Below are 23,310 nucleotides of genomic sequence, written 5' to 3'. Positions count from 1 at the left end.
CTTTCCGCTGCCTGTCCGCTGTCTGAGGGTTCGGCACCGGCTCGGGGCATGCAGCCGTCACGTAACGCCGCCCCCTGATAGCACGATGACACCTGCATCTGGCCTAGACCTTCACTGTGCGTGCGCACGCTGGCACACTCGGGTCTGGGGATTCTGACAGTCAGTCCTAGGGGGACCGTGGCTCGCAAGACGCACTCTTTCTCGATCTATCTACTCAAGGACACCTTCGATGAATCGAACTCATTGGTTGCTGGCCACAAGCTGACAGAAAGCAAGCCAGGCAAGGCCACAACTGGAGTCAAGAAGGTTCTGATTCAAAAAGGCATCGCTAAGCCGCCTTGGTGGAAGGATTTTTTCCGGCTGACCGACCCACTCTCCCAGGAATTTCAGGGATCGTTGGTGTTCATCGAGGCAGGCGGCCGTCACTTCGCTTTGTCTTTCGGGAATAGCTACAACTATCTGCGAGAAGAAAGCTATGAGTATGACTTCGGATTGAGGGTCACGCTGAACTGTATCGATCCGGATAAGATCAAGAACACGGACTCTGTGTCCGCCGACTCGGCGAGGCGGCAGCGCACCCAGATGCCGAGCGATTCTGACCTTACATTCTTTGATATCGATAGCGATATGACGATTCTGAAGGCTCTTGCTGGCAAGGTGCGCGACGAATACAAAGGCAAGATTGGTAGCGCCACTGGCTCGAACAGCCTCCGGATAACCTCACCTGTCGATCCAGACGCTCTTTCGAGTCTGCTGGAAGAACTCGTTGACCTCTACGAGAGCGACACGTATCAGACGAGCTTTCCGAGCATCCGCAACATTCAGCCGATCAAGGATCCAGTGCTCGTCAGTGTTCTGAATGATGCGCTCGTTGAGGCAATCAAGGGAAAATCTGACGAGGTCTCAATGGCTGTGCCTGATCTCGTTGACTATCGCGATGAGGTCTTTGCCGACTTCACTGGTGCGGGCAAGAGCCAGCGATATGACAGCGTCTCGATCGAGGCCTACTACGAGTATCTCGACGATAATTCGTTCGATTTCTCGACGCTGACATACGAGATCCTTCAGAAACATCGCGCAAGGCTAATCAATGCCGACGACGAGCCGCGCAAGGGGTTCAGTGCGCATCGATGCTTCGTGTACGAGGCGACATTGCAGAATGATCCAGCTGTCTATCACTGCGTGGACGGCAGTTGGTACAGGGTCGATAAGCAGTTCCTTGAGGAGTTGGCATCGTATCTCGATGCAAAGATCACGCCTCTCGATCTGCGGGATTGCGCGGAGCATCTAGAAGGTAAGTACAACGAAAAGACGGCGGAGGCAATTGGCATCATTTGTCTCGACACTAAGAACATTAGTCCGACCGGCTCAACAAACGTCGAGCCCTGCGACCTGCTGACGATGCGTGACGAGCGGCTGTTGTTGGTGCACGTGAAGATCGGAACTAGCGCCCGGGAGCTCAGTCACCTTTTCAATCAAGGAACTAATTCGGTGGAGCTACTTAAGACTGAGGAGCGGTCGCGGGCAAAACTTCGAGATCTGATTCAGTCTGAAGGCAAGTCGGGTGATCCTGTGGACAAATATCAGGACGCCGTCGGCACCCGCCGTTACTCAGTGATGTATGCAATCATCACGAAGAAGGAGGCCAGTAAGAAATCGAAGAATCTGCCGTTGTTTTCCAAGATATCTCTTCGGCGTGCCCTACGGGCTCTGGAAGACAATATGGAAGTCCCTGTGTTCTGTGGTTTCGTGAAGGATAACGTAGACCGGAGCGGGACTACCAAGAAGCGCAAGCCTCGGAAGAAGAAGTGACTGTGCAGTCTCGCCCGCTACGTCAGCAGTAAGTCGAGCGCCCAGCGCCATTCGAACCGCTCGGCAACGTCTCCGCCAGTTCCAGATGCGACGGGTTCTATCTTTGCTGATGAGCCGTCATGTGGATCGATCAGAGAGACTCCGGCGTATCGAAGAACCGCTAACGATGCGAGCCACGCAGGATGCCCTGCGAGGTCATGCTTGGCAAACGGGACGGAGACCGTCGGAGTCCGAGAGCCGAGTGCGGCGCACAGTGTCGTCAGGGCGTATGTGTGAGCGTTGCCGTTGGCCCAGGCGTTGAGTGTGTTGAACGTTGTAGGGACGACGGCGACGGCGTCCGGTGGTGGTGTGCGCTTCGGCTGGTCTGGGGTGCGGTTGCCGGTGATGACGGGGGCATTGCCTAAGTCCTGGTCTGCGAGCCACGGTAGGGCGGCTTCGGTGGGGATGACGTAGGGGTCCCAGCCGTTGGCTCGGGCGGCCTTGACGCCGTCTGCGGTGCGGGAGGCGAGGGGTGCGCCGCAGACGACGATGTAGAGAGTGCGGTTGCTCACGCGAGGACTCCTGCGCGGGTTGCGATAGCGGTCAGGGACGGGCTGGGTTTGCGGGAGCGGCGGAGGAGCTCGCGGACCAGCTCGCGGGCGATGGTGTGGTACTTGATCGACTCGGGAGCTACGCGCTCGGCTTGCTGGAGGTGGAGGATCGCTTCCATGTCGTTCTTGGCTTGAGTTTGAGCCCACGCCAGGTCGATGTGCAGGCGGGAGCGGCGGCCTTGGAGTCCGGCCGGCATGGCGTCGAGGTCGATCTCGGTCGCAACGCGCAGGACGTTGGACGGCTCTCCGAACTCGGCTGCGACGGAGGCGCGATGGATCAGGACGTTGGTGGGACCGAACGCCGTCCACCAGTGGTTGCCGTCGTGCGCCAGGAGGTCGCCGAGCTGTCCGGCTGTCGTCAGTCGCTCGGTTGCCGTCGCGCGGTCCGAGCGCCGCGCAGCGATGACCGAGGAGATGAGCCAGAGCGATCCGGCGAGGGATACCGTGTCCGGCGCGTCCGAGCTGGTCATTGACATGAGGCCTTCGGCGGATCGGACGGCGATCCGTTCGGCGTCGTCGGTGCGCTCGCTGCGGAGCAGCGCACAGACGACCTGGTACGCCGCGAGGCCCTGTGCGGCCTTGGATTCGGCGGCCATAGCTGCGTGGGTGGCACGGTCGGCGGCGAGCCAGCCGAGCTGGTGCTCACCGACCTTCGTGAGGAGCTTCGCGGCGGCCGAGTAGACCGAGCATCGCGCTAGGTGGGTCTCTCTGCCGTCGCGGCCCTGGTAGCCGTCGTAGGCGTCGGCGGCTCGGATGAGATCCGGGAGCATCGTCGTGGCCGTGTGGTAGTTGGCTGCCTGGTAAGCCTGGTGGACCTGCACAGCGCCGTTACGGAGCTGGGGGAGAGGCCAGGGACTTGCTGGCTCACCCAGGAGATGGTGGTAGCTGGCCAGTTGGCTTCGGACGGCGTCGACAGCCTTGACGTGCTCTGGTGCGTCGGGTGCGAGGACCCACTCCCGGCCGATGAGGTCGGTCACGTCGATGCGCAGGACGGTTGCTAGGTCGTTCAGGGTGGACAGTCGATCGACACCACGAATGCCACGCTCGACCTGTGACAGCCAGGAGCGCGACATTCCGATGAGGCCCGCCAGGGCGTCTTGCGACATACCGCGCCGCTTGCGGTACGCCCCGATGCGCTCACCTACGTGCATCTGCACTTCCCCTCGTTGATGTGGTCCCTCTAGTCAACCGCCAGGTGGCGCGAACAATGCGCACAAAAGTGCGCAGCCTGCCGAGTGCACATCCATCGATCGTTTCGCCTTGACGCTGGAGGCATGAACGAGCCGACCACTCAGGAGCTCACCCGCTTCGGCCCCGGTGCCGCTGGCGGGACGCCCTCTGCGCGGGCAACTCTGCGGATGTACGCCGCAGTGAATGGAGACAACCGCTCGACCTCAGTAGGAGGCACGCCGCCACGGAGTGCCGCCAGGACGGCCGCCAGCATCTCCGTTCGGGATTGCTCGTGGGCGCTCTCGGTCTCGCGGTATCGACGGGTGGCTGAGGTCAACTCTTCGCGTAGATCAGTCACCAATCCAGGGTATCGCACCTTGCTTGCGCAACAGATCGTCAAGCGCTACCGTGGTGCGCACCTTAGTTTCGCTTCATGTTCTGGTCAGGCCCGACAGAGTGACGCCCCGGCGGTTGCAGCCGCCGAGGCGTCCGGGCCGGTCCAGTCCCTTCACGAACAGGAGCACAACCCAATGAGCATCATCCACCTGTCGGCTGTTGGCGGCCAGGAACCATCGGCTGCGGATCTTGCCGGTATCGAGCAGGAGTGGCCGCTGATTGCGGCTGAGCTGGACCTGTTGGAGGCGCAGATCGCGTTCATCAATGCCGGTCCGTACGCGTCGGCACTGGAGACACGCCGCGTCCGGCGCGCCGAGCGCCGGGTGCTGGACATCGGCCGGGAGTTGGCCGACCGCGAGCCGGAGACGGAGGACGCGGCATGACCGCGCAGATTGCTGAGATGCCCGCGCCGACGCTCGTGCGCGTCGATCTGAGCTGGTGGAAGGTCGCGGGCTATGACCTCGTCCAGGTCGTCTCGCCCCGGACGGCGTTGGGAACGGCGTGGATCGTGTGGCGCGGTGACCACGTCTTGCACACGACCGACACGCTGCCCGACGCGGGCGGCTGGGTGCTGAGCCAGGTTGACGGGGGTGGTGTGCGATGAGTACTCCGCTTCGTTCGTCGTACCCGGTCCCGGTCGAGGACCTGATCCCGGCTGGACGCCGTCTCGTGTCCGAGCTGGGGGAGGTGCCGTCGCAGAACCGGCTGATGAAGCACCTGCGGGTTGGCAAGGACAAGGCCAAGGCCGTTCATGCCGCCCTGATCGAGGAGCGCACCGAGGACGCACCGGAGACCCGCCTGCATTCGGTGCCGGACCCGGACGAGACCACCGCTGACGCCGACACGACCTCCGCTGCTGCGGTCGAGTTTCCGCAGGTCACACCGCCTGCAGACCTGGTTCCGGCGACCGACGCCGCACCGGTCGATGCGGTCCCCGCGGCTGCCAAAGCGGGGGGCATCTCCCACGCCCCCGAGGCGACCACGGACACCAGCGTTGAGACCAGTGACGAGATGCCCCCGCTTCGGTCGTGGCCGGTGCTGTTGCTGGCGCTGCCCGCGTTCGTCGCGGTCTGGTCGGGATGGGTTGGGCTCGGTGAGCTGACCGGGTTCGGTGTGGTGCATCCGCTGCCGGGGATCGCGGACGGGTTCACGATCAACTCTGCGATCACGCTTCCGATCGGTGTCGAGACCTATGCCGCGTTCGCGCTGCGGGTGTGGCTGTCCGGCCGCGTCCCGGCCAAGGCGCGCCGGTTCGCCAAGTGGTCGGCCCTGTCGGCGCTCGGTCTGGGTGCGCTGGGCCAGGTCGCCTATCACCTGTTAGAGGCCGCTGGCGTGACGCGTGCGCCGTGGCAGATCACCACTGTCGTTGCCTGCCTGCCCGTTGCCGTACTCGGCATGGGCGCCGCGCTGGCGCACCTGATCCACACCCGCGAGAACGGGAGCAACCGATGACTGAGCCGATGAACAACGAACTTCCCGAGCCGATCGACCTGGACGCCCGCCGCGCCCGCCGCGACGACGACGCGCAGACCCCGGAGGAATCGGCCGGCGCTTTGGTGCCGCTGTCGCCGTCGGAGGTGGAGTCGATGGACACCGCCTATGAGATCGCGCTGGACGACACCGACGACGACCCGGCGACGGGCAAGGTCATCGTGCCGGTGGACACGCCTGGCCTGCCGGTGCCGGTGAGCGAGGGTGCGCGGCTGCCGATCATCCCGACGCACCTGCGCCGGGAGAACCTGCGCGCGACCACGACCCGGGCGCTGGCGCGTGCTGGGCACGTGACGGCGTTCCACGCGGTCCGCTCGCCTTGGTACGCAACGAAGTTCGGGTGGTTCGCCACGCGTGGCCTGTCGCGGCTGATCGGGCAGCAGATGCGCTGGTGGTGGGTGCCGAACTCGGTGGTGCTGGAGCAGAAGGCGGCCGACGCGGGCGAGCTGAAGGAGTGGGAGAAGATCCACCGCCAGCTCAAGGCCACCCGGCTGTGGCGCGGCGGCGTGCTGGCGTTGCAGAACCTGGGGTTGCTGATCGGTGTCCCGATCGCGTGGAACGCGGCCCCGGCCGCCGGTCTCGCTGCCGCTGGTGTGGCAGCGGTCGCCGGGTTGGCGCACTACGGCCGACCCGCAGGTCAGACCGTGCTCGGTACCGCTGTGGTCGCGCCCCGGTACCGCAAGCTCAACTCCGACATTGTGCTGCGCGCCTACTACGCGGCCGGTCTCGGCAAGCCCGACCGCGCCGACCAGGAAGTGCGGTTCGGGTCCCCGATGTCCCGCGACGCCCGCAACACCGGGTCGCAGGTGATCGTTGATCTCCCGTACGGCAAGGGCTGGTCCGACGTGGCCGGTGCCCGGGAGAAGATCGCTTCCGGTCTGGACGTGCATGTGAATCAGGTGTTCCTGACCCCGGACAAGACCAGCTCCAGGCGGCACACGCTGTTCGTGTCCGACCGTGACCCGCTGGCCGTGGCGGTGGGCCGCACGGAGATGCTGGACTGCAAGCCCCGCTCGATTTGGGAGCCGGTGAAGCTGGGCAAGGACGAGCGGGACGCGCTGGTGTCGCTGGTGCTGATGTGGAACTCGCTGCTGGTCGGTGCGCAGCCGCGTAAGGGCAAGACGTTCTTCGCGCGCCTGGTGGCGTTGTGGGCCTCGCTGGACCCGTACGTGAAGATCATCGTTGCGGACGGCAAGAACTCCCCGGACTGGCTGGCGTTCAAGAAGGTCGCCCACCGCACCGTGTTCGGAACCCACCCCAACCCCAACGACGACAACCCGATCGAGCGCCTCCAGGCAATCCTGGACGAAGTCCTCGCCCACATCGACCGCGTCAACAGCATCCTGACGACGCTGCCGGTCACGATGTGCCCGGACGGCAAGCTCACCAAGGAACTCGCCCGCGACCCGCGCTACCCCGACCTGCGCGTGCTGGTGATGGTGATGGAGGAGTTCCAGGTCTACTTCGAGACCGAGGACCAGGCGGTGAACAAGGAGATCGCGGCCAAACTGTCCCGCATCCAGGCCGTCGGCCCGTCGGCCGGCGTGGTGCTCATCTCGTCCTCGCAGAAGCCGTCCGGTGTCGGCGCGGGCGACGTGTCGCGGTTGTTCAACCGCTACCGCGACAACCACTCCGCACGGTTCGCGCTCAAGTGTGGCAACCGGACCGTGTCCGAGGCGATCCTGGGCGGCGACGCCTACCAGGAAGGCTTCGACGCCTCCACCCTGCCGGTGGGCGATGAGTACCGAGGTGTCGGCTACCTGTACGGGGTCACCGACAACACCCCCACGGTGCGGTCGTTCCTGGCCGACGCTGCCGACGCGGACAAGATCCTCACCGCCGCGCGCAAGCACCGCGAACAGCTCGCCACCCTGACCGGCGAGGCGGCCGGGGAGGAGCTGGAGCGCGCCACCCGCGACGTGCTGGCTGACCTGCTGGCGGTGATGGGGCCGGACGGCACGGCGCATTGGGACACGATCGCCGGGCGCCTCGCGGCCCAGATGCCCGAGCAGTACGACGGCACCACTCCGGAGGCGATCTCCGCGCAGGCCCGCGCGCAGGGCGTCTCGTCGGTGAACGTCAAGCGCGACGGCGTCGTGCGCAAGGGCGTGAAGGCCGACGACCTGCGCGCCGCCATGGCTCGCCGCGACACCACTGGCTGATCTACGGAGAGTCACCAAGTGAACGAGGGGTGCGGGATGGTCGAGTAGCGGCCGGAACGCTACCGGTAGCGGCCGCGCTACCCGTCCCGCTACCCCACAACCCGAGCCTGACCAGGCCGTTTGCTCACGCGTAGCGAGTAGCGGCCACGGCTCCTCACGCCCAAAAACAGGCCTCTGGAGGCTTCCAGTGCTGAACCCCGCCGCTACCCCTACCGTCACCGCCGCTACCCACGGTAGCGACCTCACCGCCACCGTCCACACCGCCGCGCAGGCCGCCACGGTGGCACTCATCGTGATCATCGCCGCCTCGCTGTACCTGCTCGGCTGCCTGATCTGGCCGTTCGGCAAGTGCCGCCGCTGCAAAGGTGCAGGCAAGTTCAAATCCCCGTTCGGCCGCGCCTACCGGCACTGCGGACGCTGCCAAGGCTCCGGTCTGCGCATCCGGCTCGGACGCCACGTCATCAACCACCTCCGCGCCGTCCACGGCGCCGGGGAGAACACCACCACGAGCAAGGGCAAGCGCTGATGCCCGCCCCGATCGACCGCGCCACGATCCACCCGGCCGCGTCGCGCTGGATCGAGCTGTGGAACGGCAAACAAGCCCTCGGCTGGGACCACCACGGCACCCCAGTGTTCCGGTTCCGCTGGGCACCCGCAGGACTCGCCACCCGCCGCCAGCTCCGCGCAATGCGCCTGTGCCCGGGGCGCCAAGAGCCGTACGCGCTGCTGGTCTGGCGCAACGGCAAACGCTGGGCCTGGCTGTACCGGCTCGACCTCGCCCGCCCCTCGCGGCTGCCGTCACCCGCGCAGCTCAACGCCTTGGACAAGGCCATGAAAGCGCGCCGCACCTGCCAGCTCTGCCGCACCGTCACCGACTACTGCATCCCCACCACAGACGGTCGCTGCAACAACTGCATGACAGGCCCAGTCCCCACCTTGGGACGGACGGCAGGGACTGGGCCGCGCGCCCATCCCGTCGCAGTAACGCCGGTCCCCAGGAGGGTATCCGGGACCGGCCGGGAAAGGCCTGAACTTCACGCTACGCCCCTTTGCGAACTCGAACACCACCCTGCAATCGACGCACCCCAAACGTGATGTCACCTCGAGGAGGAGCACGATGAACGACCTACTGAACGCCGCCCTCGCAGCCGCTGAACGTGGCTGGCCAGTGTTCATGCTCGGTCGCTCCAAGCGGCCCGTTGCCAACTGCCCCGAGTGCCCGAAAGGCGCCCACGACCCGGCCACCTGCGGGCACCTGACCTGCCACGGCTTCTACGCCGCCACCACCGACCCCGACCGCATCACCGCAATCGTGACGGCCGTACCGACCGGACAGCTCGCCGTCCGAACCGGAGCTGTGTCCGGACTCCTGGTGGTCGACGTCGATCCCGCACACGGCGGCAGCCACAGCCTGGCCGACCTCGTCGCGCGCCACCTGGTACCGCGCACGCTGTGGGTTCACACCGGATCCGGCGGAGTGCACCTCTACTACCACCACCCCGGCCGCGAGATCCCATCACGCCCGATGCCGGACCGGGCTGGGATCGACATTAAGGCAGACGGCGGCTACGTCGTCCTCCCGCCCTCGACCCACCACCGCACCCGGCTCCCGTACCGATGGGACGTGAGCGGTGGCGAGCCGATGGAGATGCCCCCGCCGCTGATCGACGCGTGCCTACCCAGCCCGCCGGCCAATCCCACGACCGCCCCGGCCGGGCCGATCCCGACCACCGGAGGCGGGGGCATCTCCCGTCCGGAACGACTGCTGGAAGCGCACCTGGACGCCGTCCGCAACGCACCCGAGGGCAAGCGCCGAACGACCCTCTACGGCGCCGCGAGAGGCGTCGCGCGGATGGTCGCGGCCGGTGCGATCGACCAGGCCGACGCGGTCGCCGTACTCACCGCTGTGGGGCAGCAAGCCGAACAGACCGCCCGCGACATCAGGGCCGCCATCGCTGGTGGTTTCCGTGACGAAGGGATCGCTGCATGACTACCCCGACCGACACCACGCCCGAGCCGATCGACGGCGCCGAGCTGCTGGACGACGTAGCCGCCACCATCGCCCGCTACGTCATCCTGCCCAGCACGTCCGCCGCGATCGCCGTCGTGTTGTGGATCGCCGCCACCCACGCCGTACCGGCCTGGAACTGCGCGCCCCGGCTGGTGATCCGGGCACCCGAACGGCGCTGCGGCAAGTCCCGGTTGCTCGACATGGTGGAAGGCATGAGCCACCGACCGCTCATGACCGTCAACGCGTCGCCGTCAGCGGTCTACCGATCCATTGGGGTCGCACCGAGCGATCCGCCGACGCTGCTGATCGATGAAGCCGACACGATCTTTGGCCCCAAGGCGGGGGAGAACGAGGACCTACGCGGCCTGTTGAACGCCGGTCACCAGCGCGGCCGCCCCGCGCTGCGCTACGACGCCGGATCGCGCTCGGTGGAGAAGATCGCCACGTTCGCTATGGCTGCCCTGGCAGGGATTGGCGCGATGCCGGACACGATCGAGGACCGGGCCGCCGTCATCCGGATGCGTCGCCGCGCGCCCGGCGAGAAGGTCGCGCCGTACCGCGTCGGCCGCGACGGTCCCGAGCTGGACGAGCTGCGGCAACGGCTCAACCAGTGGCTCACCGGCCACATCAAGACGCTGCGGGCCGCGACCCCGGACATGCCGTTGGAAGACCGCGCAGCCGACACCTGGGAGCCGATGATCGCCATAGCTGACCTAGCGGGCGGGCAGTGGCCGCGCGCCGCCAGAAAGGCCGCCGTAGCGCTCACCAGCGACCGTGACGCAGGCGACGAGGGTTCCATCCCGACTCGGCTGCTGGCCGACTGCCGGACCGCGTTCCAGGACGCCGACGCGCTGCCCACCGCGATCCTGCTCGACCGGCTCCGCAGCGACGCGGAAGCGCCCTGGGCAACGATGGGCGCGGCCGGACTCACCGCGATGCGGATGGGCAACCTGCTGCGGGACTTCGAGATCCGCAGCGACACCATCCGGTTCCCCACCGGGCAGGCGAAGGGCTACCACCGCAGCGATTTCGCGGACGCGTGGAACCGCTACTGCCCCGAGCCGAAACCGGCCGGTGGGGAAGCCGTACCAGCCGTACCAGCCTCAACATCGCAGGTCAGCCCCGATGAGGCTTCCACCACTGGTACGGCTCAAGCCGTACCAGGCACCCAAGCCTCCTTGGGGCTGACCAGGCAAAACGAGGCTGGTACGGCTGGTACGCCTTGGCCCCTGCGAGCTGTCAGCGACGACTCGACCTCTGGAGCTGCATGAAAGGCCAAGCACCCATGCCGCACCTAATCCCTTTCCCAGACGACGAATCGACGGCGACCGTTCACGACTTCCGAGCACTCGTCTACACGGTCCCGGAGGTGGCTCGGCTCCTCGCCGTCTCCCGCAACACCGCCTACCAGATGGTCCGTACCGGGCAGATTCCCGCGCGCCGACTCGGAACCCGCTGGGTCGTTCCGCGCCGCGCATTCCACACATGGCTTGACGCCACTCCGATACCCGACGACTCCGCAACCCTCGCCACCGCATCGAACTGGAGCTGACACCGAGATGGGTTACGTCCGAAAGACCCCAGCCGGAAAGTGGAAGGCGTGCTGGCGCGATGCGACCGGCCGCCAGCCGTCGAAGACCTTCCCGACTCGCCGGGAGGCGTCCGCCTTCCTGGCTACGGTCGAATCAACCAAGCACACCGGTACGTACATCGATCCACACGCCGCACGACGCATCAAGTTCAGCACCTATGCCGCGCAGTGGATTGAGTCGCACAATGTCGAACTGACGACGCGGGCACGTGATCTGTCCTTGCTCAAGAATCACGTAGTCGCGCACTGGGCTAACGCTCCGCTCTCTGCGATCGACCATTCGTCTGCACAGAAGTGGATCACCAGCCTTTCCCGCCAGCTATCGCCGTCGACCGTTGGTGAATGCAACCGTCTGTTCAGTGCGGTCCTGAAGACTGCTGTCCGCGATCGGCTGATCGCAGTGAACCCAGCCAAGGACGTGCGACTACCGAAGAAGCGGCAGCAGGCGGGGGACAGGCAGACGATCAGCCGGGAGGAATTCACCACCCAACTCCTCCCGGCCGTACCCGAGCGGCACCGCGCGATCGTTGCCCTCGCGGGCGGCACAGGACTTCGGTGGGGTGAGTGCGTCGGACTCCGGTGGGAGTCGGTCGACCTCTCGGCCGGCACTCTGCGAGTCGAGCGCGTCGCGGTCGAGGTCAACGGTCACGTCACTCCGAAGCCCTACCCGAAGTCGCGAGCCGGGAGGCGCGTCGTACCTGTGCCGTCGATGGTGGGCCACCTCCTGGAGGAGTACCGCGAGCTGTATGGGACGGGTCAAGCGGGGGAGGTGTTCATCAATGAGGCGGGTACCCCGTTGAGGCGGACCCTCTTCCGGGCACGGATCTGGCGGCCGTCGCTCGTGCGGGCCGGACTGCTGGGCTGGGTCGTGCAGGAGGGTGACAAGTTCCGAGGCACCTGGCCGACCCCGGCCGGGGACGAGACCGAGCTATTCAAGACGAGGCCGCAGGCTGTGAAGGCTGTGTCGCGCCACGCGGAAGGTGGGCTGCGGTTCCATGACCTCCGACACTCGTATGCATCGTGGCTGATCACTTCGGGTGTGCCGGTTCCCGACGTGCAGCGGGTGATGGGGCACGAGCGGCCGACGACGACGCTGATGATCTACACGCACGTCCAGGGAGGGTCTCAGGAGCGGGTTCTAGGGGCTCTTGCTGCCTTTTCGCTACCTGACGAGGGCTGAAACGACGAGAGCGGGGACTCGGCTGGTGCCGGGTTCCCGCTCTGACCTGCAACTTTCCGGGGGTGGGCGATACTGGGTTCGAACCAGTGACCTCTTCGGTGTGAACGAAGCGCGCTACCACTGCGCCAATCGCCCGGGTGGTGCTGGTGTTGCGTGTGAAACCATAGCGCATCAGTCAGCGACGATCTAATCGGGCCGGGCTACTCTTGCTGCAAGACGGAGACCCCGTCGCGTTGGAGACGTGATTGTGACTTTCTCGCACGACACCGAGCAGGCGCTCGGCACGCTGGTCCGGCTCGTGAACACGTTGCCGGGTCCGAACAGTCAGGTCGACACCCTGGAAACGCTCGAGGAGTTGGAGAAGTTCGTCCACGAGCGGGAGTTCAGCGCGGTCGGCTCACTGTCGGACAAGGACCTGGCCGAGGTCAGGGATCTGCGGCCGCTGTTCTCGCCTGTCTTCACGACCGGGTCGGATGCCGACGCGGCGGCGATGATCAACGCGATCGTTGCCCGGGGTACGACGACGCCGCGGCTGACGAATCACGACGGGCACCCGTGGCACATCCATTATTCGCGGGACGGCGCGTCGTTGGCGTGCCGGATCACGGTGGAGTGCGGGATCGCCTTGGCGCAGGTCATCTCGGCCGGCGAACGGGAGCGTCTTCGCCGCTGTGAGGCGCCGGACTGTGACGACGCGTTGATCGATCTGTCACGTAACCGGTCCAAGCGGTACTGCGACGCGCGCACCTGCGGCAACCGTCTGCACGTCGCTGCCTACCGCGAACGCCGCAAAGCCTCCGGCGAGTAAGCCGCACGGCCTCCTGCGAGTAAGCGCCGGCCCGGCCTCCGGCGAGTACTCGACCGTCCTTACGGGTTCGGCTCGTCGGCTGAGCGGTCGGCGAAGATCTTGGTCACCTGCGCGGTGATCGGGCCCGGGGCAGGCAGGTCGCGGTCGTCGACGCGGTGGATGGCCTGTACGTCGCGGGTCGTGGACGTGAGGAAGACCTCGTCGGCCTCGAACAGACGCTCCATCGGTACGTCGCGCTCGGTCGCGCCGAACCACTCCAGGACAAGCGCACGCGTCACACCCGCCAGTGCCCCCGAGTCCAGGGTCGGCGTAACGAGCTCACCGTCGTACACGCAGAAGATGTTCGAGCCGGTACCTTCGCAGAGGTTGCCGATGGTGTTCGCGAAGATGGCCTCGCTGCCGCCGCGTTCCTTCGCGTAGGCGAGGGCGCGCACGTTCTCGGCGTACGACGTGGTCTTCAGGCCGGCGACCGCGCTGCGCTCATTGCGGACCCATGGGACCGTGACGATCGCGGACGTCGGGCCTGGGCGTTTGACCGCCTGCGTGGCAACCAGGATGGTCGGACCGGACGTGCCGCGTTCGGACGACAGCGGTGAGACACCACCCGTGTACGTGATCCGAAGCCGGCCGAACGGGATGCCCGGATCGGCCTGCACGACCGTCTCGATGCCGACCTCGATCTGAGCCACGTCCGGCTCGGGCAGACCGAGCCCGACCGCCGACCGGACCAGTCGGTCCAGATGCCTCGTCACCGCGAACGGACGGCCGTTCTCGATCTTCATCGTCTCGAACACACCGTCGCCGGTGGTCAGCCCGTGATCGAGCGGCGAAACCGTCGCCTCGTCGTCCAGCAGGGCGCCGTTCAGCCAGATACGCATGTCGTGCTCCTTCCGCGGAACACCTTAGTGCGCAAGGCATCCGGGCTTGGCAGGCAGTCCGAAGGTGACCGGACGATGACGGTACGTCGACGTGGTGGGGCAACCCCGGTTTTTGAACTCAGGCGGAGATGGGCTAGTGTTCTTCTCGCGTCGGGGAGCACGAAAACCCGGTCGCGATGCGGACGTAGCTCAGTTGGTAGAGCGCAACCTTGCCAAGGTTGAGGTCGCCGGTTCGAACCCGGTCGTCCGCTCGGAGAGGGTTCGGCAGGCCAGCTTTCTTCCTGGTGGAGTGGCCGAGAGGCGAGGCAACGGCCTGCAAAGCCGTGTACACGGGTTCGAATCCCGTCTCCACCTCGCAGCCCTGAGACTAGAGTTGTTGTTGTTTTGGACGATTGGCGCAGCGGTAGCGCGCTTCCCTGACACGGAAGAGGTCACTGGTTCGATCCCAGTATCGTCCACGAAGGCGATGGGCGACGTGTGTCCGCGGAGTGCGCGGACCGCGTCGCCTTCGTCGTTTGTGCGGCTGCGCTGCGCTTGCCGCGGGCGGGGGCTCCGCCACCCGCACCCCCTTTGGCGCCTTCGCTTCGCTCGGCTTGCTGGGGTTGGGCGCCGCGGTGACGGTTCCGGGCGGGGGCCGAGCGCCGCGGTGATGGTTCCGGGCGGTGGTTGCTCGCCGCTCGAACGGTTCCGGGCGAGGGTTGGCCGCCGCTTGATGGTTGCGGGCTGGGGTTGGTCGCCGCGGTGATGGTTGCCGGTGGTTGGTCGCCGCTCGAGCGGTTCTGGGCTGTGGTTCGGCGGCGCTGGAATGGGTTTGGTCGGTTGGGAGGCAGGTCCGGGTGGGTGGGGTTAACCGGTCGCGGTTGGGGGATTGCGGGCTGTAGCTTCCTGGGGTGATGGGTTTGGTGAGGACTGAGCGGTTGGAGTTGCGGTGGGCGGGGGTGGGGGATCTCGCGGCGTTGTGTGAGATGTGGACCGATGAACTGGTGGGGCAGTACATGGGGGATTACGGGCCGCGGGATGAAGAGGCTGTGCGGGCTTGGTTGACGGGGTTTGTGGATGACGGGACGCATGTGCAGTTCAGCCTCACGCGGCGGTCCGATGGTGAGGTGGTGGGGTGGCTCGGGATGGGGCAGAGCGAGGAGCCGGTGGCGGACTGGAGCTTCGGGTACGCCGTACGGGCGGCTCATCGTGGGCAGGGATACATGACTGAAGCGTTGACCGCGGGACTCGAGTACTGCCGTGACGAGTTGGGCGTCGCGAGTTTGTGGGGTGAGTGCTTCGTGGGAAACGGTGCTTCCGCGCGGGTGATGACCGCCGCGGGGATGGTGGAGATCGAGCCTGTTGAGCGCAGCCGGCGATTCCGTATCCCGGCGGTGTCCTGATGATCGATCAAACCCAGGTCGATGTTGCGGTGCACCCCGATCTCGATGAGTTGGTGCGGTTGGAGTCGCAGCTCTTCAGTGAGGATGCTGGAGCTCACGACCCTCAGGTTGATGTCTCCTGGCCGACGCGGCACGGGCGCGAGGATTTCGCTCGGTTGATCAATCTCGACTCCGCACTGGTGCTGGTCGCGCGGCGCGAGGGTGTGGTGGTCGGTCATCTCGTTGGATACCTGACGGCACCTTCACCGACACGCTTCGGACGGCGTACTGCCGAGATTCGCAGTCTCTATGTGGACAGCGCTTCTCGCGCAAGCGGCGTGGGGCAGGCGCTGGTCGGCCGATTCAGTGCGTGGGCGCGAGGGAACGACGTGACCAGCGTCAGCGTCACGTCGTACGTCGCGAATCACAGTGCGCGGGCGTTCTACAGCCGGCTGGGGTTTGCCGAGCGTAGCGTTGTCTTTCAGGCCGTCCTCGGAGACTGAGCGAGCCGTAGCCCCAGGTCCTCGATGGCGAAGGTGGGGTGGGAGCGGCGGCGGACGGTGGAGCCGATGGAGCGGGGTGGGTCGGCGTGGCCGCCGCCTCGGAAGATTCGGTAGGCGCCGTAGGTGGCGGGGTCGTACAGGTCCCAGCACCACTCCCAGACGTTGCCGAGCATGTCGTGGAGGCCCCAGGCGTTGGGCGTCTTCAGGCCGACCGGATGCGCGACACCGCCTGAATTGCCGGCGTACCAGGCGATGTCCTCAAGCGGTCCATAACGGTACGCCGGAGTGCCCGCGGTGCAGGCGTACTGCCACTCGGCCTCGGTGGGCAAGCGATAGCCGGATGAGCTCCAGTCGCACGTGACCTCCAGCCCATCCACCACATAGGCAGCGGGCAACCCAGCCTTCTCCGACAACTCGTTGCACAAGGCAATGGCGTCGTACCAGCTGATCCCGGTAACAGGTACACCGTCCGAACCAACGACGGGACAGCAGGCCAACCGGAAGGCGGACAACGACACCTGCCACCGAGTGCCGAGGCGGTCGTCCCGGAGGGCGATGGTTCCCGCAGGGACGTCGACCATGGTGGGCATCGGCCAACCCTAGGGGCGTCAGTAGTAGTGGCGGAGGTCTGGCCAGAGGGTGGACCAGGGGGCGCCGGGGGAGTCGCACAGGACCAGCGCGGTGCCGTCCTCGTCGTTGGACACGATGTTCTCGACCGTCCCCACCTGCTCGCAATCGCGGAAGAGCGCCTCGAACGTCGGCGACCGCTCCTGCTCGACGAGTACCACCGGGCCGGTGTTGCTGTCCGGCGGCCGCTCCCAGTCCGCGAAGCTCATATGACCCGAGTACGCCGGCGGCAGCCCATGCGAAGGTCCGAAGCGCCGCAATGCACCCGCCTCACCGTAGTTGCCGGTAAAGATCGTCGCCGACCCCCGCTGCTCCGAGGGGATCCGATTCCACACGTCCGCGACAGCCGTCGTCAGCTCCGGCCACCCGATCTGCTCGCCCTGCTCCTTGTTCACCGGTATGACGAAGTCCACCGCCGAAGCCGGCAACACAGGCAACGTGAACAGCACCGACGTGACTGCGGCCAGCGCGAGTCCAACCGCGACGATCGATCGCCGCCACGCCAGCACCGGCTCAACCCCAGCCGCCACCAACACGAGCAGCAGTGGCAAGGCGTAGTACGACTTCCCGCCGACGGCCAGTACGACGACACACAGCACGGGATAGGCCAGCGCGACTGACCGTGCCCACGGCATCCGCCACATCTGGCGGAACCCGGCCACCCACACCGGCACCAGGAACGGCGACAACTGCAGGATCTGCAGCGGGATGAACATGATCCGGTTCTCGGTCCCGTCGTCCTCGCTGATGCCGCCGGCGACGGTGAGCTGGGGCCAGTCGTGCTGGAACTGCCACAGCACGTTCGGCAGCGCGACGACCCCCGCGACCGCGACGCCCGCCAGCAGCCACCACGAACGCAGTACCTCACGCGGACCGACGATCAGCACCGCGACAAGCAAGGCCCCGATCGGCAGCACCACGAGGTACTTGTTCTCCAGTGCGATCCCCGCGGTCAGTCCGAGCGCGAGCCACCACCGGCCGTCGGTCGTTCGCAGCAGCTTGATCGTGAAGAGCGCGATCAGCATCCAGGCGAGCAGGTCGTACGTCGCAGTCGACACCAGATGCCCGACGCCGAGCACAAACCCGGACACCGCCGCACAGATCGCGGCCAGCAGCTGGCCGCGCCGCTCGCTCCCGAACTCCCGCGCGATCAGTGCGACCACCACGATCGTGACCGCACTGGCCACCGTCGACAGCACCCGCAGCCCCATCGGGGTGTTCCCGAACACTTCGGTCGAGATCCGAGCGAGCAACGGTGTCAGCGGCGGCTGGTCGACGTACCCCCAGTCGAGATGTTGCCCCGCGACCATGAAATAAAGCTCGTCGCGGTGGTACCCGTACCGCCCGGACAACGCTGTCAATACGACGGCCACGACCCCAGCGACGGCGCAGACGGGAACAGCAGCCAAGGCAGGCACCGACGGACGCGTGGCGGTCATGCTCGAATGCTGACAGCCCGCAGGGTCCCGAACCACCCCGATTCACCCCGAGGAAACCCCGGTTGCTGCGCGGTTGGCATGCCATCGCGCATGATCTGATATGTCAACCGGACAACGTGAGGGGAGAGGCCGTGGCGTTGCTCTACGAGCGGATCAGTGCGCACGTGCTGGAGCAGATCCGGCGTGGTGCACTGCGGCCCGGTGACCGGGTGCCGTCGGAGATGGAGCTCGCGGCGGAGTTCGAGGTCAGCCGCATCACGTCCAAGCGGGCGCTCGAGGTCCTGCGGGAGGCAGGCCTGGTGGAGCGGATCCGTGGCAAGGGGACGTTCGTCGTACGCCATCTGCCCGACCTGACCGGTGTCACCGTGCCGCTGCGGGGCCGGGTGCCGCGTCCGAGGCCGGAGGCCCGCTCGATCGCTCTCGTCATCCCGGATGTGTCCGAGGCGTACGGCCTGGAGTTGCTGTGCGCGGTCGAGGAGCGGTGCGCCGAGTACGGCGCGCATCTGATCGTACGGCGGACGCACGGCCGGCAGTCCGATGAGGAGAAGGCCGTGGACCTCCTGGTGGCGACCGGTGAGGTGGACGGTCTCATCGTGTTCCCGGTTCACGGCGACTTCTACAACGCCAGCCTCCTCCGGCAGGTGCTGGACGGCTATCCGGTTGTGCTGGTCGACCGCCACCTGTCCGGGATCCCCGTCGCGGCGGTCCACACCGACAACGTGGCAGCGGCGAAGGCCCTCACTGAGCGGTTGCTCGACCAGGGGCACCGGCACATCGCCTTCGTGTCTCCGCCACCCGTGAACACGTCGTCGATCGAGGACCGGCTGGAAGGGTTCCGGTCCGCGTTCGGCGACCGCGGTCAGGCCTACGAGCTGACCGATCTGCGCAGCACTCTGCCCGGGTCGACGACGACGGACAGTGTCGAGGCGGATGTCGAGGTGATCCGCGCGTTCCGCGAGCGGCTGCCTGAGGTCACGGCGTACTTCGCCTGCGAGTACAACCTGGCCCGGATGACGGACCGGGCGCTTGGCGGCGACCGCGTGGTCGCCTGCTTCGACTCACCAGGTGACTCGATCGGCGGACCGCCGTACCTGCACGTCCGGCAGGACCAGCAGGAGATGGGCCGGAGAGCGGTGGACCTGCTGCTCGCCCGGCTTCGCGGTGAAGAGGTGCCGAACCTGACCATGGTGCCGTTCGAGCTGGTCGATGCTGAGGGCAACGGGTAGGAGACCTGACTTTCGGCAGTACGGCGATGTCGGGGTGACTGTGTAGCGTCTGGGGCATGAACTGGCGGCGCCTGGGAGACGTCGGCCTGTGGGCCGCGCTGAGTTTCCTCGTGCTCGCGGAGAGCGGTGCCCGCGGCGACCCGTACTGGATGCAGGCCGCCTTCATCGCGACGCTGTTCGTGGCGGTCTTCGTCCGCCGACGCTGGCCACTGGTCGCCCTCACCGCCGTCGCCTGGGCGGAGATCGTCGTCCTGGCCTTCGCGCTCGGCACACAGAACGGCGTACAGGTCGCATTGATCCCGGCGATCACCTTGATGAGCTACCTGGCGGGTCGCCGGGAGACTCAGCTGAAGCACTTCGTGATGGTGTGCAGCTGGTCGCTGCTCGGCGGACTGCTCCTCGCTCTGGTGGTGCAGCGCGAGCAGCACGCCACGGAGGCGGTGCTGAGCTGGCTGGTGATGCTGCTGCTCGCACTGCTTCTGGTCGTGCTCCCGTGGCTGGTCGGGCGGTACCGCGCGCAGCAGGCTCTGCTCGCCTCGGCCGGCTGGGACCGGGCGGAGCGGATCGAGCGCGAGCAGCGGATGGCGATCGACCAGGAGCGACTGCGCGAGCGGTCCCGGATCGCCCAGGACATGCACGACTCGGTCGGCCACGAGCTGAGCCTGATCGCCCTCCGCGCCGCCGCCCTTGAGCTCGACCCGTCCTTGCCGGAGGAGCACCGGCAGGCCGCAACCTCGTTGCGTGAAGCTGCCGCCACGGCGACCGATCGGCTCGGCGAGATCATCGGCGTACTGCGGGACTCGGACGCGCCGACGGTGCCACGTGACGAGAGCGTGCCGTCGCTGATCGAGCGGGCGGCCGAGTCCGGTCTCGAGGTCCGTCTGATCGAGGAGGGTGACGGCGAACTGTCACCAATGGTGGATCGCGCCGTGCACCGCATCGTCCAGGAATCACTGACGAACGCCAGCAAGCACGCACCCTGCGCCGCGGTCACCGTGACCGTGACGCGCACGGACGACGACGTACGCGTGCAGGTCCTCGACACCGGCGCAAAGAGGCCGGTCCAGGCGGTTCCCTCGAGCGGACGCGGCCTGGACGGGCTGCGCGAACGCGTCCGGCTCGTCGGCGGGTCGCTGACCGCGGGGCCAAGGAGCGGCGGCGGTTTCGAGGTGGTGGCAACAATGCCGCGAGCAGGCGGCCCGCCCGAGCCCGAAGCACCGCCGATGTCTGCCGCTGAAGCGGAGCGAGCCACGGTACGACGCAGTGCGCGACGCGGTCTGGTCACGGCCGTCGCCGCACCGCTGATCCTCGGAGCGGTCGTCGGCGTGGTTGCCTTGGGCTACTACCTGATCGCCGGCTACAACTCGATCCTGCATCCTGGCCAGTACGACGCTCTGACCATCGGGCAGCCGGAGGACGACGTGGAGAAGGTGCTCCCGGCGATGCAGATGATCGACCCGCCCAGCGAGGGCTACACGGCCCCGGCCGGCTGGTCCTGCCGCTACTACAGTCCGGACGTCCCGTTCTCGATCACCTACGTCTACAGGCTCTGCTTCGCCGACGAGAAGCTGGTCGCCAAGACGGTCGTGCAGAGCGGCTCCGTCGTACCGACCCCCGAAAGCACAGGATGACCACATGATCAGGGTGCTGCTGGCCGACGACGAGGCGATGGTGCGGGCCGGGGTCCGCGCGATCCTCGACACCGACGAGGCGATCGAGGTCGTTGCCGAGGCAGCCGATGGGGCGGAGGCGGTCGAGCAGGTCCGGCGGCACCGGCCCGACGTGGCGGTGCTCGATATCCGGATGCCGCGGATGGACGGTCTTGCGGCCGGCGCCGAGATCCGGCGGAGCGTGCCCGAGACCGCAGTGGTGATCCTGACGACCTTCTCCGAGGACGCGTACATCGCCCGTGCCCTGGGCGACGGCGCGAGCGGCTTCCTGCTGAAGTCGGGCGACCCGCGCGAGCTGATCGCCGGTCTCAAGGCTGTCGCGGAAGGTGCCGCCTATCTGTCGCCTCGCGTCGCCCAGCGGGTGATCGCCGAGCTGAGCACCGGCACCGGCGGTGGGGCGATGGCCCGCGCCGCGGCTGCCAAGGAGCAGGTCGCCGTACTGAGTCCGCGTGAGCTGGAGGTGCTGGGACTGGTCGGCGCGGGCCTGTCCAATGCTGAGATCGCCGGGCGGCTCTTCCTGGTCGAGGGCACCGTGAAGGCGTATGTGAGCGCGATTCTGCTGCGGCTGGCGGTCAAGAACCGGGTGCAGGCCGCGATCGTCGCCTACGAGGCCGGCCTGGTGACTGGTTGAGGGGTCAGATTCCGTTACCCGGTGGTGGTACGACGCTCCGGGTGGTGACGTGGTGTGGACACCCGGTCATGGGATAGTGGACCTTCCCCGGGGACCTCACCTCCGGAATCGAAACCCAGCAACCCCAGGGGCCACCCGCCCCCTCTGACAGAATCGGGGACCCAGGTCGTGACCGACTCGCACAACTCCGGACAGCACAAGGACCGGGAAGCGGCGGCGGCCGAGGTCCGGAGAATGTGGCAACCGACGCCCTCCTGGACCCAGCCGGATCCGAACACGGCGCCCGCCGACGAGCCCGAGAAGCCCGACGAGCAGCCGGACGCGCTCTCCCAGGAGTTCCCGGGCGACGCGTGGTCCCGGCCCAACCAGCCGCCGCCCAGCCCGTCCTGGTCGCAGCCGGCGGCCGAGTCCGACACTCCGGACGAGTCCGACGACGCCGAGGCGGACAGCGCCGACGACCAGTCGTCCGCCCCGGCAGCCGGCGGTCAGGGCGACAGCGGTACGGCGCCGCAGGGTGCCCCCAACAGCCCGGTGTTCGGCGGATCGTCGTTCCAGGGCTCCGGCGCGGGCCACGGCGCCCCGGAGAACCCTCCGGCGGCGGCCGGTGGACCCGCGCAGAGCGGTCAGCAGCTCTCTCCGGCCGCGCAACACTTCTTCCCACAAGGCGTCCCCGGTCAGAACGTGCCGCAGCAGCGTGAAGTCTCCTACCGCACCGACGAGCTGATCCAGGCGCTTCCGCTGCCTCGGGAGGCTCCGGCGGAGCGCGGCGTCCGCAGTGTGCTGAAGCTGCGTCCGGGCAGCGGCGAGCGGCTGGAGCGGATCGCCCGCGCGACCGCGGCGACGGCGTTCCGGCGCCCGGTGACGATCGTGGTGGCCAACCCCAAGGGCGGGTCGGGCAAGACGCCGACCACGCTCGTGCTCGCCGGTGCGCTCGGTCAGGCGCGCGGTGGTGGCGTAGTCGCCTGGGACAACAACGAGCTGCGCGGCAACATGCACCTGCGCACGCACGACACGAACTCCCGGTCCACCGTCACCGACATGCTCCAGGCGATGCCGATGCTGACCCAGCCGGACGCCCGGCTCGGCGACGTGGCGGCATACCTGCGGCACCAGGTCGCCGGGCAGTACGACGTCCTGACCTCGGCGACCACGACGTACGCGCAGATCGAGGCCAAGGACTTCGACCAGATCCACCGGTTGCTGAGCCGGTTCTACAAGGTGCTCGTGATCGACACCGGGAACAACGAGGGCTCCAGCAACTGGCGTGAGGCGATGAAGGCGGCCGACGCCCTCGTCATCCCGATCAAGTGGAAGAGCCTGTCCTGCGCGGCCGCCGTGCAGATGCTGGAGGAGCTCGACAACCAGGGCCCGGAGGCGCAGCGCCTGATCCGCCGTGCGGTGATCGCGGTGTCGAACGGTCCCGGCGACGTGAACAAAGAGGTCGAGAAGCAGCTCCGGCCGTACTTCGAGTCCCGCGCGGCTGCTGTCGTCGACATTCCGACCGACCAGCACATCGCGGCCGAAGGCCCGCTCGACCACTCCGCCCTCCAGCCGACCACCCGCCGCGCAGGCCTGGAGCTGGCAGCAAAGGTATCGGAGCAGATCACCATCGCCCTGAACGTCCCGCGGTAAGCCCGTGCCGAAGTCGCCCGGACCTTCATGATCCGGGCGACTTCGTCGTTCCTACCGGAACGGGATCAGACGGGGTCGCTGGCGGGTTGTGTACCGGCTGACCGGATATAAGGCGCCAGTGATGGGACAACC

24 protein-coding genes and 4 tRNA genes are annotated in these 23,310 nt (G+C 67.1%); 21 read left to right on the top strand and 7 right to left on the bottom strand.

Going from position 1 to position 23,310, the window contains the following annotated elements; all coding sequences use genetic code 11:
* Positions 1-177 precede the first annotated feature (177 nt).
* Positions 178-1,812 carry a DUF6119 family protein gene (locus OG817_RS16955; RefSeq protein WP_406055767.1) on the top strand — a complete coding sequence of 545 codons (1,635 nt, stop codon included), beginning with the start codon at positions 178-180 and terminating at the stop codon, positions 1,810-1,812.
* A gap of 17 nt (positions 1,813-1,829) precedes the next feature.
* Here OG817_RS16955 and OG817_RS16950 read toward each other — a convergent pair whose 3' ends face one another.
* Both OG817_RS16950 and OG817_RS16945 read right to left on the bottom strand, forming a co-directional pair.
* Complete coding sequence (locus OG817_RS16950; protein ID WP_406055765.1) at positions 1,830-2,363, bottom strand: flavoprotein; 534 nt, start codon at positions 2,361-2,363, stop codon at positions 1,830-1,832.
* Positions 2,360-3,553: a helix-turn-helix domain-containing protein gene (locus tag OG817_RS16945; RefSeq protein ID WP_406057457.1), complete on the bottom strand. Its 1,194-nt coding sequence runs from the start codon at positions 3,551-3,553 to the stop codon at positions 2,360-2,362. The genes OG817_RS16950 and OG817_RS16945 overlap by 4 nt, the downstream gene beginning before the upstream one ends.
* 549 nt (positions 3,554-4,102) lie before the next feature.
* On the opposite strand from OG817_RS16945, the gene OG817_RS16940 reads away from it, so the two are divergent.
* From OG817_RS16940 to OG817_RS16900, 9 genes are all read left to right on the top strand, one after another.
* A complete protein-coding gene (locus OG817_RS16940) occupies positions 4,103-4,351 on the top strand; it encodes a DUF6284 family protein (RefSeq protein WP_406055763.1) in 249 nt (82 codons plus the stop codon).
* A complete protein-coding gene (locus OG817_RS16935; protein ID WP_406055761.1) occupies positions 4,348-4,572 on the top strand; it encodes a hypothetical protein in 225 nt (74 codons plus the stop codon). Before OG817_RS16940 ends, OG817_RS16935 begins: the two co-directional genes overlap by 4 nt.
* Positions 4,569-5,420: an ABC transporter permease gene (locus OG817_RS16930; RefSeq protein ID WP_406055759.1), complete on the top strand. Its 852-nt coding sequence runs from the start codon at positions 4,569-4,571 to the stop codon at positions 5,418-5,420. Before OG817_RS16935 ends, OG817_RS16930 begins: the two co-directional genes overlap by 4 nt.
* Positions 5,417-7,621, top strand: coding sequence for a cell division protein FtsK (locus OG817_RS16925; RefSeq protein ID WP_406055757.1), 2,205 nt, complete (start codon positions 5,417-5,419; stop codon positions 7,619-7,621). The genes OG817_RS16930 and OG817_RS16925 overlap by 4 nt, the downstream gene beginning before the upstream one ends.
* Before the next feature lie 187 nt (positions 7,622-7,808).
* Positions 7,809-8,147, top strand: a complete 339-nt coding sequence (locus OG817_RS16920; protein WP_406055755.1) for a hypothetical protein — start codon at positions 7,809-7,811, stop codon at positions 8,145-8,147.
* A complete protein-coding gene (locus tag OG817_RS16915; protein WP_406055753.1) occupies positions 8,147-8,716 on the top strand; it encodes an RRQRL motif-containing zinc-binding protein in 570 nt (189 codons plus the stop codon). Before OG817_RS16920 ends, OG817_RS16915 begins: the two co-directional genes overlap by 1 nt.
* A 22-nt stretch (positions 8,717-8,738) precedes the next feature.
* Positions 8,739-9,611, top strand: a complete 873-nt coding sequence (locus OG817_RS16910; RefSeq protein ID WP_406055751.1) for a bifunctional DNA primase/polymerase — start codon at positions 8,739-8,741, stop codon at positions 9,609-9,611.
* On the top strand, positions 9,608-10,903 hold the full coding sequence (locus OG817_RS16905) for a DUF3631 domain-containing protein (RefSeq protein WP_406055749.1): 1,296 nt from the start codon (positions 9,608-9,610) through the stop codon (positions 10,901-10,903). The genes OG817_RS16910 and OG817_RS16905 overlap by 4 nt, the downstream gene beginning before the upstream one ends.
* Positions 10,900-11,184 carry a helix-turn-helix domain-containing protein gene (locus OG817_RS16900; RefSeq protein WP_406055748.1) on the top strand — a complete coding sequence of 95 codons (285 nt, stop codon included), beginning with the start codon at positions 10,900-10,902 and terminating at the stop codon, positions 11,182-11,184. The genes OG817_RS16905 and OG817_RS16900 overlap by 4 nt, the downstream gene beginning before the upstream one ends.
* A 133-nt stretch (positions 11,185-11,317) precedes the next feature.
* Here the strand turns inward: OG817_RS16900 and OG817_RS16895 are convergent, their stop codons facing one another.
* The gene (locus OG817_RS16895; RefSeq protein WP_406055746.1) at positions 11,318-11,470 is read right to left on the bottom strand and encodes a hypothetical protein; all 153 of its coding nucleotides are present in this window, start codon (positions 11,468-11,470) and stop codon (positions 11,318-11,320) included.
* A gap of 171 nt (positions 11,471-11,641) precedes the next feature.
* Between OG817_RS16895 and OG817_RS16890 the strand changes: the two genes are divergently transcribed.
* Positions 11,642-12,403: a tyrosine-type recombinase/integrase gene (locus OG817_RS16890; RefSeq protein WP_406055744.1), complete on the top strand. Its 762-nt coding sequence runs from the start codon at positions 11,642-11,644 to the stop codon at positions 12,401-12,403.
* 63 nt (positions 12,404-12,466) lie between these two features.
* Here the strand turns inward: OG817_RS16890 and OG817_RS16885 are convergent.
* A tRNA-Val gene (locus OG817_RS16885) sits at positions 12,467-12,538 on the bottom strand.
* 106 nt (positions 12,539-12,644) lie between these two features.
* Between OG817_RS16885 and OG817_RS16880 the strand changes: the two genes are divergently transcribed.
* Positions 12,645-13,211, top strand: coding sequence for a CGNR zinc finger domain-containing protein (locus OG817_RS16880; protein ID WP_238164653.1), 567 nt, complete (start codon positions 12,645-12,647; stop codon positions 13,209-13,211).
* A gap of 59 nt (positions 13,212-13,270) precedes the next feature.
* Here OG817_RS16880 and OG817_RS16875 read toward each other — a convergent pair whose 3' ends face one another.
* On the bottom strand, positions 13,271-14,089 hold the full coding sequence (locus tag OG817_RS16875; protein ID WP_406055742.1) for an aminotransferase class IV: 819 nt from the start codon (positions 14,087-14,089) through the stop codon (positions 13,271-13,273).
* 178 nt (positions 14,090-14,267) lie between these two features.
* On the opposite strand from OG817_RS16875, the gene OG817_RS16870 reads away from it, so the two are divergent.
* From OG817_RS16870 to OG817_RS16850, 5 genes are all read left to right on the top strand, one after another.
* Positions 14,268-14,340 (top strand) — tRNA-Gly (locus OG817_RS16870).
* 32 nt (positions 14,341-14,372) lie between these two features.
* Positions 14,373-14,443: transfer RNA gene (locus tag OG817_RS16865), tRNA-Cys, on the top strand.
* Between the two features lie 32 nt (positions 14,444-14,475).
* Positions 14,476-14,547 (top strand) — tRNA-Val (locus OG817_RS16860).
* 444 nt (positions 14,548-14,991) lie between these two features.
* Positions 14,992-15,471: a GNAT family N-acetyltransferase gene (locus tag OG817_RS16855; RefSeq protein ID WP_406055740.1), complete on the top strand. Its 480-nt coding sequence runs from the start codon at positions 14,992-14,994 to the stop codon at positions 15,469-15,471.
* Positions 15,471-15,953 carry a GNAT family N-acetyltransferase gene (locus OG817_RS16850; protein WP_406055738.1) on the top strand — a complete coding sequence of 161 codons (483 nt, stop codon included), beginning with the start codon at positions 15,471-15,473 and terminating at the stop codon, positions 15,951-15,953. Before OG817_RS16855 ends, OG817_RS16850 begins: the two co-directional genes overlap by 1 nt.
* Here OG817_RS16850 and OG817_RS16845 read toward each other — a convergent pair.
* A complete protein-coding gene (locus OG817_RS16845; protein WP_406055736.1) occupies positions 15,932-16,543 on the bottom strand; it encodes a formylglycine-generating enzyme family protein in 612 nt (203 codons plus the stop codon). The genes OG817_RS16850 and OG817_RS16845 overlap by 22 nt on opposite strands.
* Positions 16,544-16,561: 18 nt before the next feature.
* On the bottom strand, positions 16,562-18,019 hold the full coding sequence (locus OG817_RS16840) for an ArnT family glycosyltransferase (protein WP_406055734.1): 1,458 nt from the start codon (positions 18,017-18,019) through the stop codon (positions 16,562-16,564).
* 131 nt (positions 18,020-18,150) lie between these two features.
* Here OG817_RS16840 and OG817_RS16835 point away from each other — a divergent pair, with 131 nt between their 5' ends.
* From OG817_RS16835 to OG817_RS16820, 4 genes are all read left to right on the top strand, one after another.
* Positions 18,151-19,245, top strand: coding sequence for a GntR family transcriptional regulator (locus tag OG817_RS16835; RefSeq protein WP_406055732.1), 1,095 nt, complete (start codon positions 18,151-18,153; stop codon positions 19,243-19,245).
* Between the two features lie 56 nt (positions 19,246-19,301).
* Complete coding sequence (locus OG817_RS16830) at positions 19,302-20,876, top strand: sensor histidine kinase (RefSeq protein WP_406055730.1); 1,575 nt, start codon at positions 19,302-19,304, stop codon at positions 20,874-20,876.
* A 4-nt stretch (positions 20,877-20,880) separates the two neighbouring features.
* Positions 20,881-21,546 carry a response regulator gene (locus OG817_RS16825; protein WP_406055728.1) on the top strand — a complete coding sequence of 222 codons (666 nt, stop codon included), beginning with the start codon at positions 20,881-20,883 and terminating at the stop codon, positions 21,544-21,546.
* 168 nt (positions 21,547-21,714) lie between these two features.
* A complete protein-coding gene (locus tag OG817_RS16820; RefSeq protein WP_406055726.1) occupies positions 21,715-23,178 on the top strand; it encodes an AAA family ATPase in 1,464 nt (487 codons plus the stop codon).
* Positions 23,179-23,310: the final 132 nt, after the last annotated feature.

This window comes from Kribbella sp. NBC_00889 (assembly GCF_045207705.1).
Lineage (GTDB): Bacteria > Actinomycetota > Actinomycetes > Propionibacteriales > Kribbellaceae > Kribbella.
The sequence above is the reverse complement of the archived record's forward strand: the minus strand, read 5'-3'. Positions and strand labels throughout refer to the sequence as shown.

Coding starts and splice junctions, on each gene's coding strand:
- OG817_RS16945 (WP_406057457.1), bottom strand. CDS start 3,553: ATGCACGTAGGTGAGCGCATCGGGGCGTACCGCAAGCGGCGCGGTATG.
- OG817_RS16940 (WP_406055763.1), top strand. CDS start 4,103: ATGAGCATCATCCACCTGTCGGCTGTTGGCGGCCAGGAACCATCGGCT.
- OG817_RS16935 (WP_406055761.1), top strand. CDS start 4,348: ATGACCGCGCAGATTGCTGAGATGCCCGCGCCGACGCTCGTGCGCGTC.
- OG817_RS16930 (WP_406055759.1), top strand. CDS start 4,569: ATGAGTACTCCGCTTCGTTCGTCGTACCCGGTCCCGGTCGAGGACCTG.
- OG817_RS16925 (WP_406055757.1), top strand. CDS start 5,417: ATGACTGAGCCGATGAACAACGAACTTCCCGAGCCGATCGACCTGGAC.
- OG817_RS16915 (WP_406055753.1), top strand. CDS start 8,147: ATGCCCGCCCCGATCGACCGCGCCACGATCCACCCGGCCGCGTCGCGC.
- OG817_RS16910 (WP_406055751.1), top strand. CDS start 8,739: ATGAACGACCTACTGAACGCCGCCCTCGCAGCCGCTGAACGTGGCTGG.
- OG817_RS16905 (WP_406055749.1), top strand. CDS start 9,608: ATGACTACCCCGACCGACACCACGCCCGAGCCGATCGACGGCGCCGAG.
- OG817_RS16900 (WP_406055748.1), top strand. CDS start 10,900: ATGAAAGGCCAAGCACCCATGCCGCACCTAATCCCTTTCCCAGACGAC.
- OG817_RS16875 (WP_406055742.1), bottom strand. CDS start 14,089: ATGCGTATCTGGCTGAACGGCGCCCTGCTGGACGACGAGGCGACGGTT.
- OG817_RS16850 (WP_406055738.1), top strand. CDS start 15,471: ATGATCGATCAAACCCAGGTCGATGTTGCGGTGCACCCCGATCTCGAT.
- OG817_RS16845 (WP_406055736.1), bottom strand. CDS start 16,543: ATGCCCACCATGGTCGACGTCCCTGCGGGAACCATCGCCCTCCGGGAC.
- OG817_RS16840 (WP_406055734.1), bottom strand. CDS start 18,019: ATGACCGCCACGCGTCCGTCGGTGCCTGCCTTGGCTGCTGTTCCCGTC.
- OG817_RS16830 (WP_406055730.1), top strand. CDS start 19,302: ATGAACTGGCGGCGCCTGGGAGACGTCGGCCTGTGGGCCGCGCTGAGT.
- OG817_RS16825 (WP_406055728.1), top strand. CDS start 20,881: ATGATCAGGGTGCTGCTGGCCGACGACGAGGCGATGGTGCGGGCCGGG.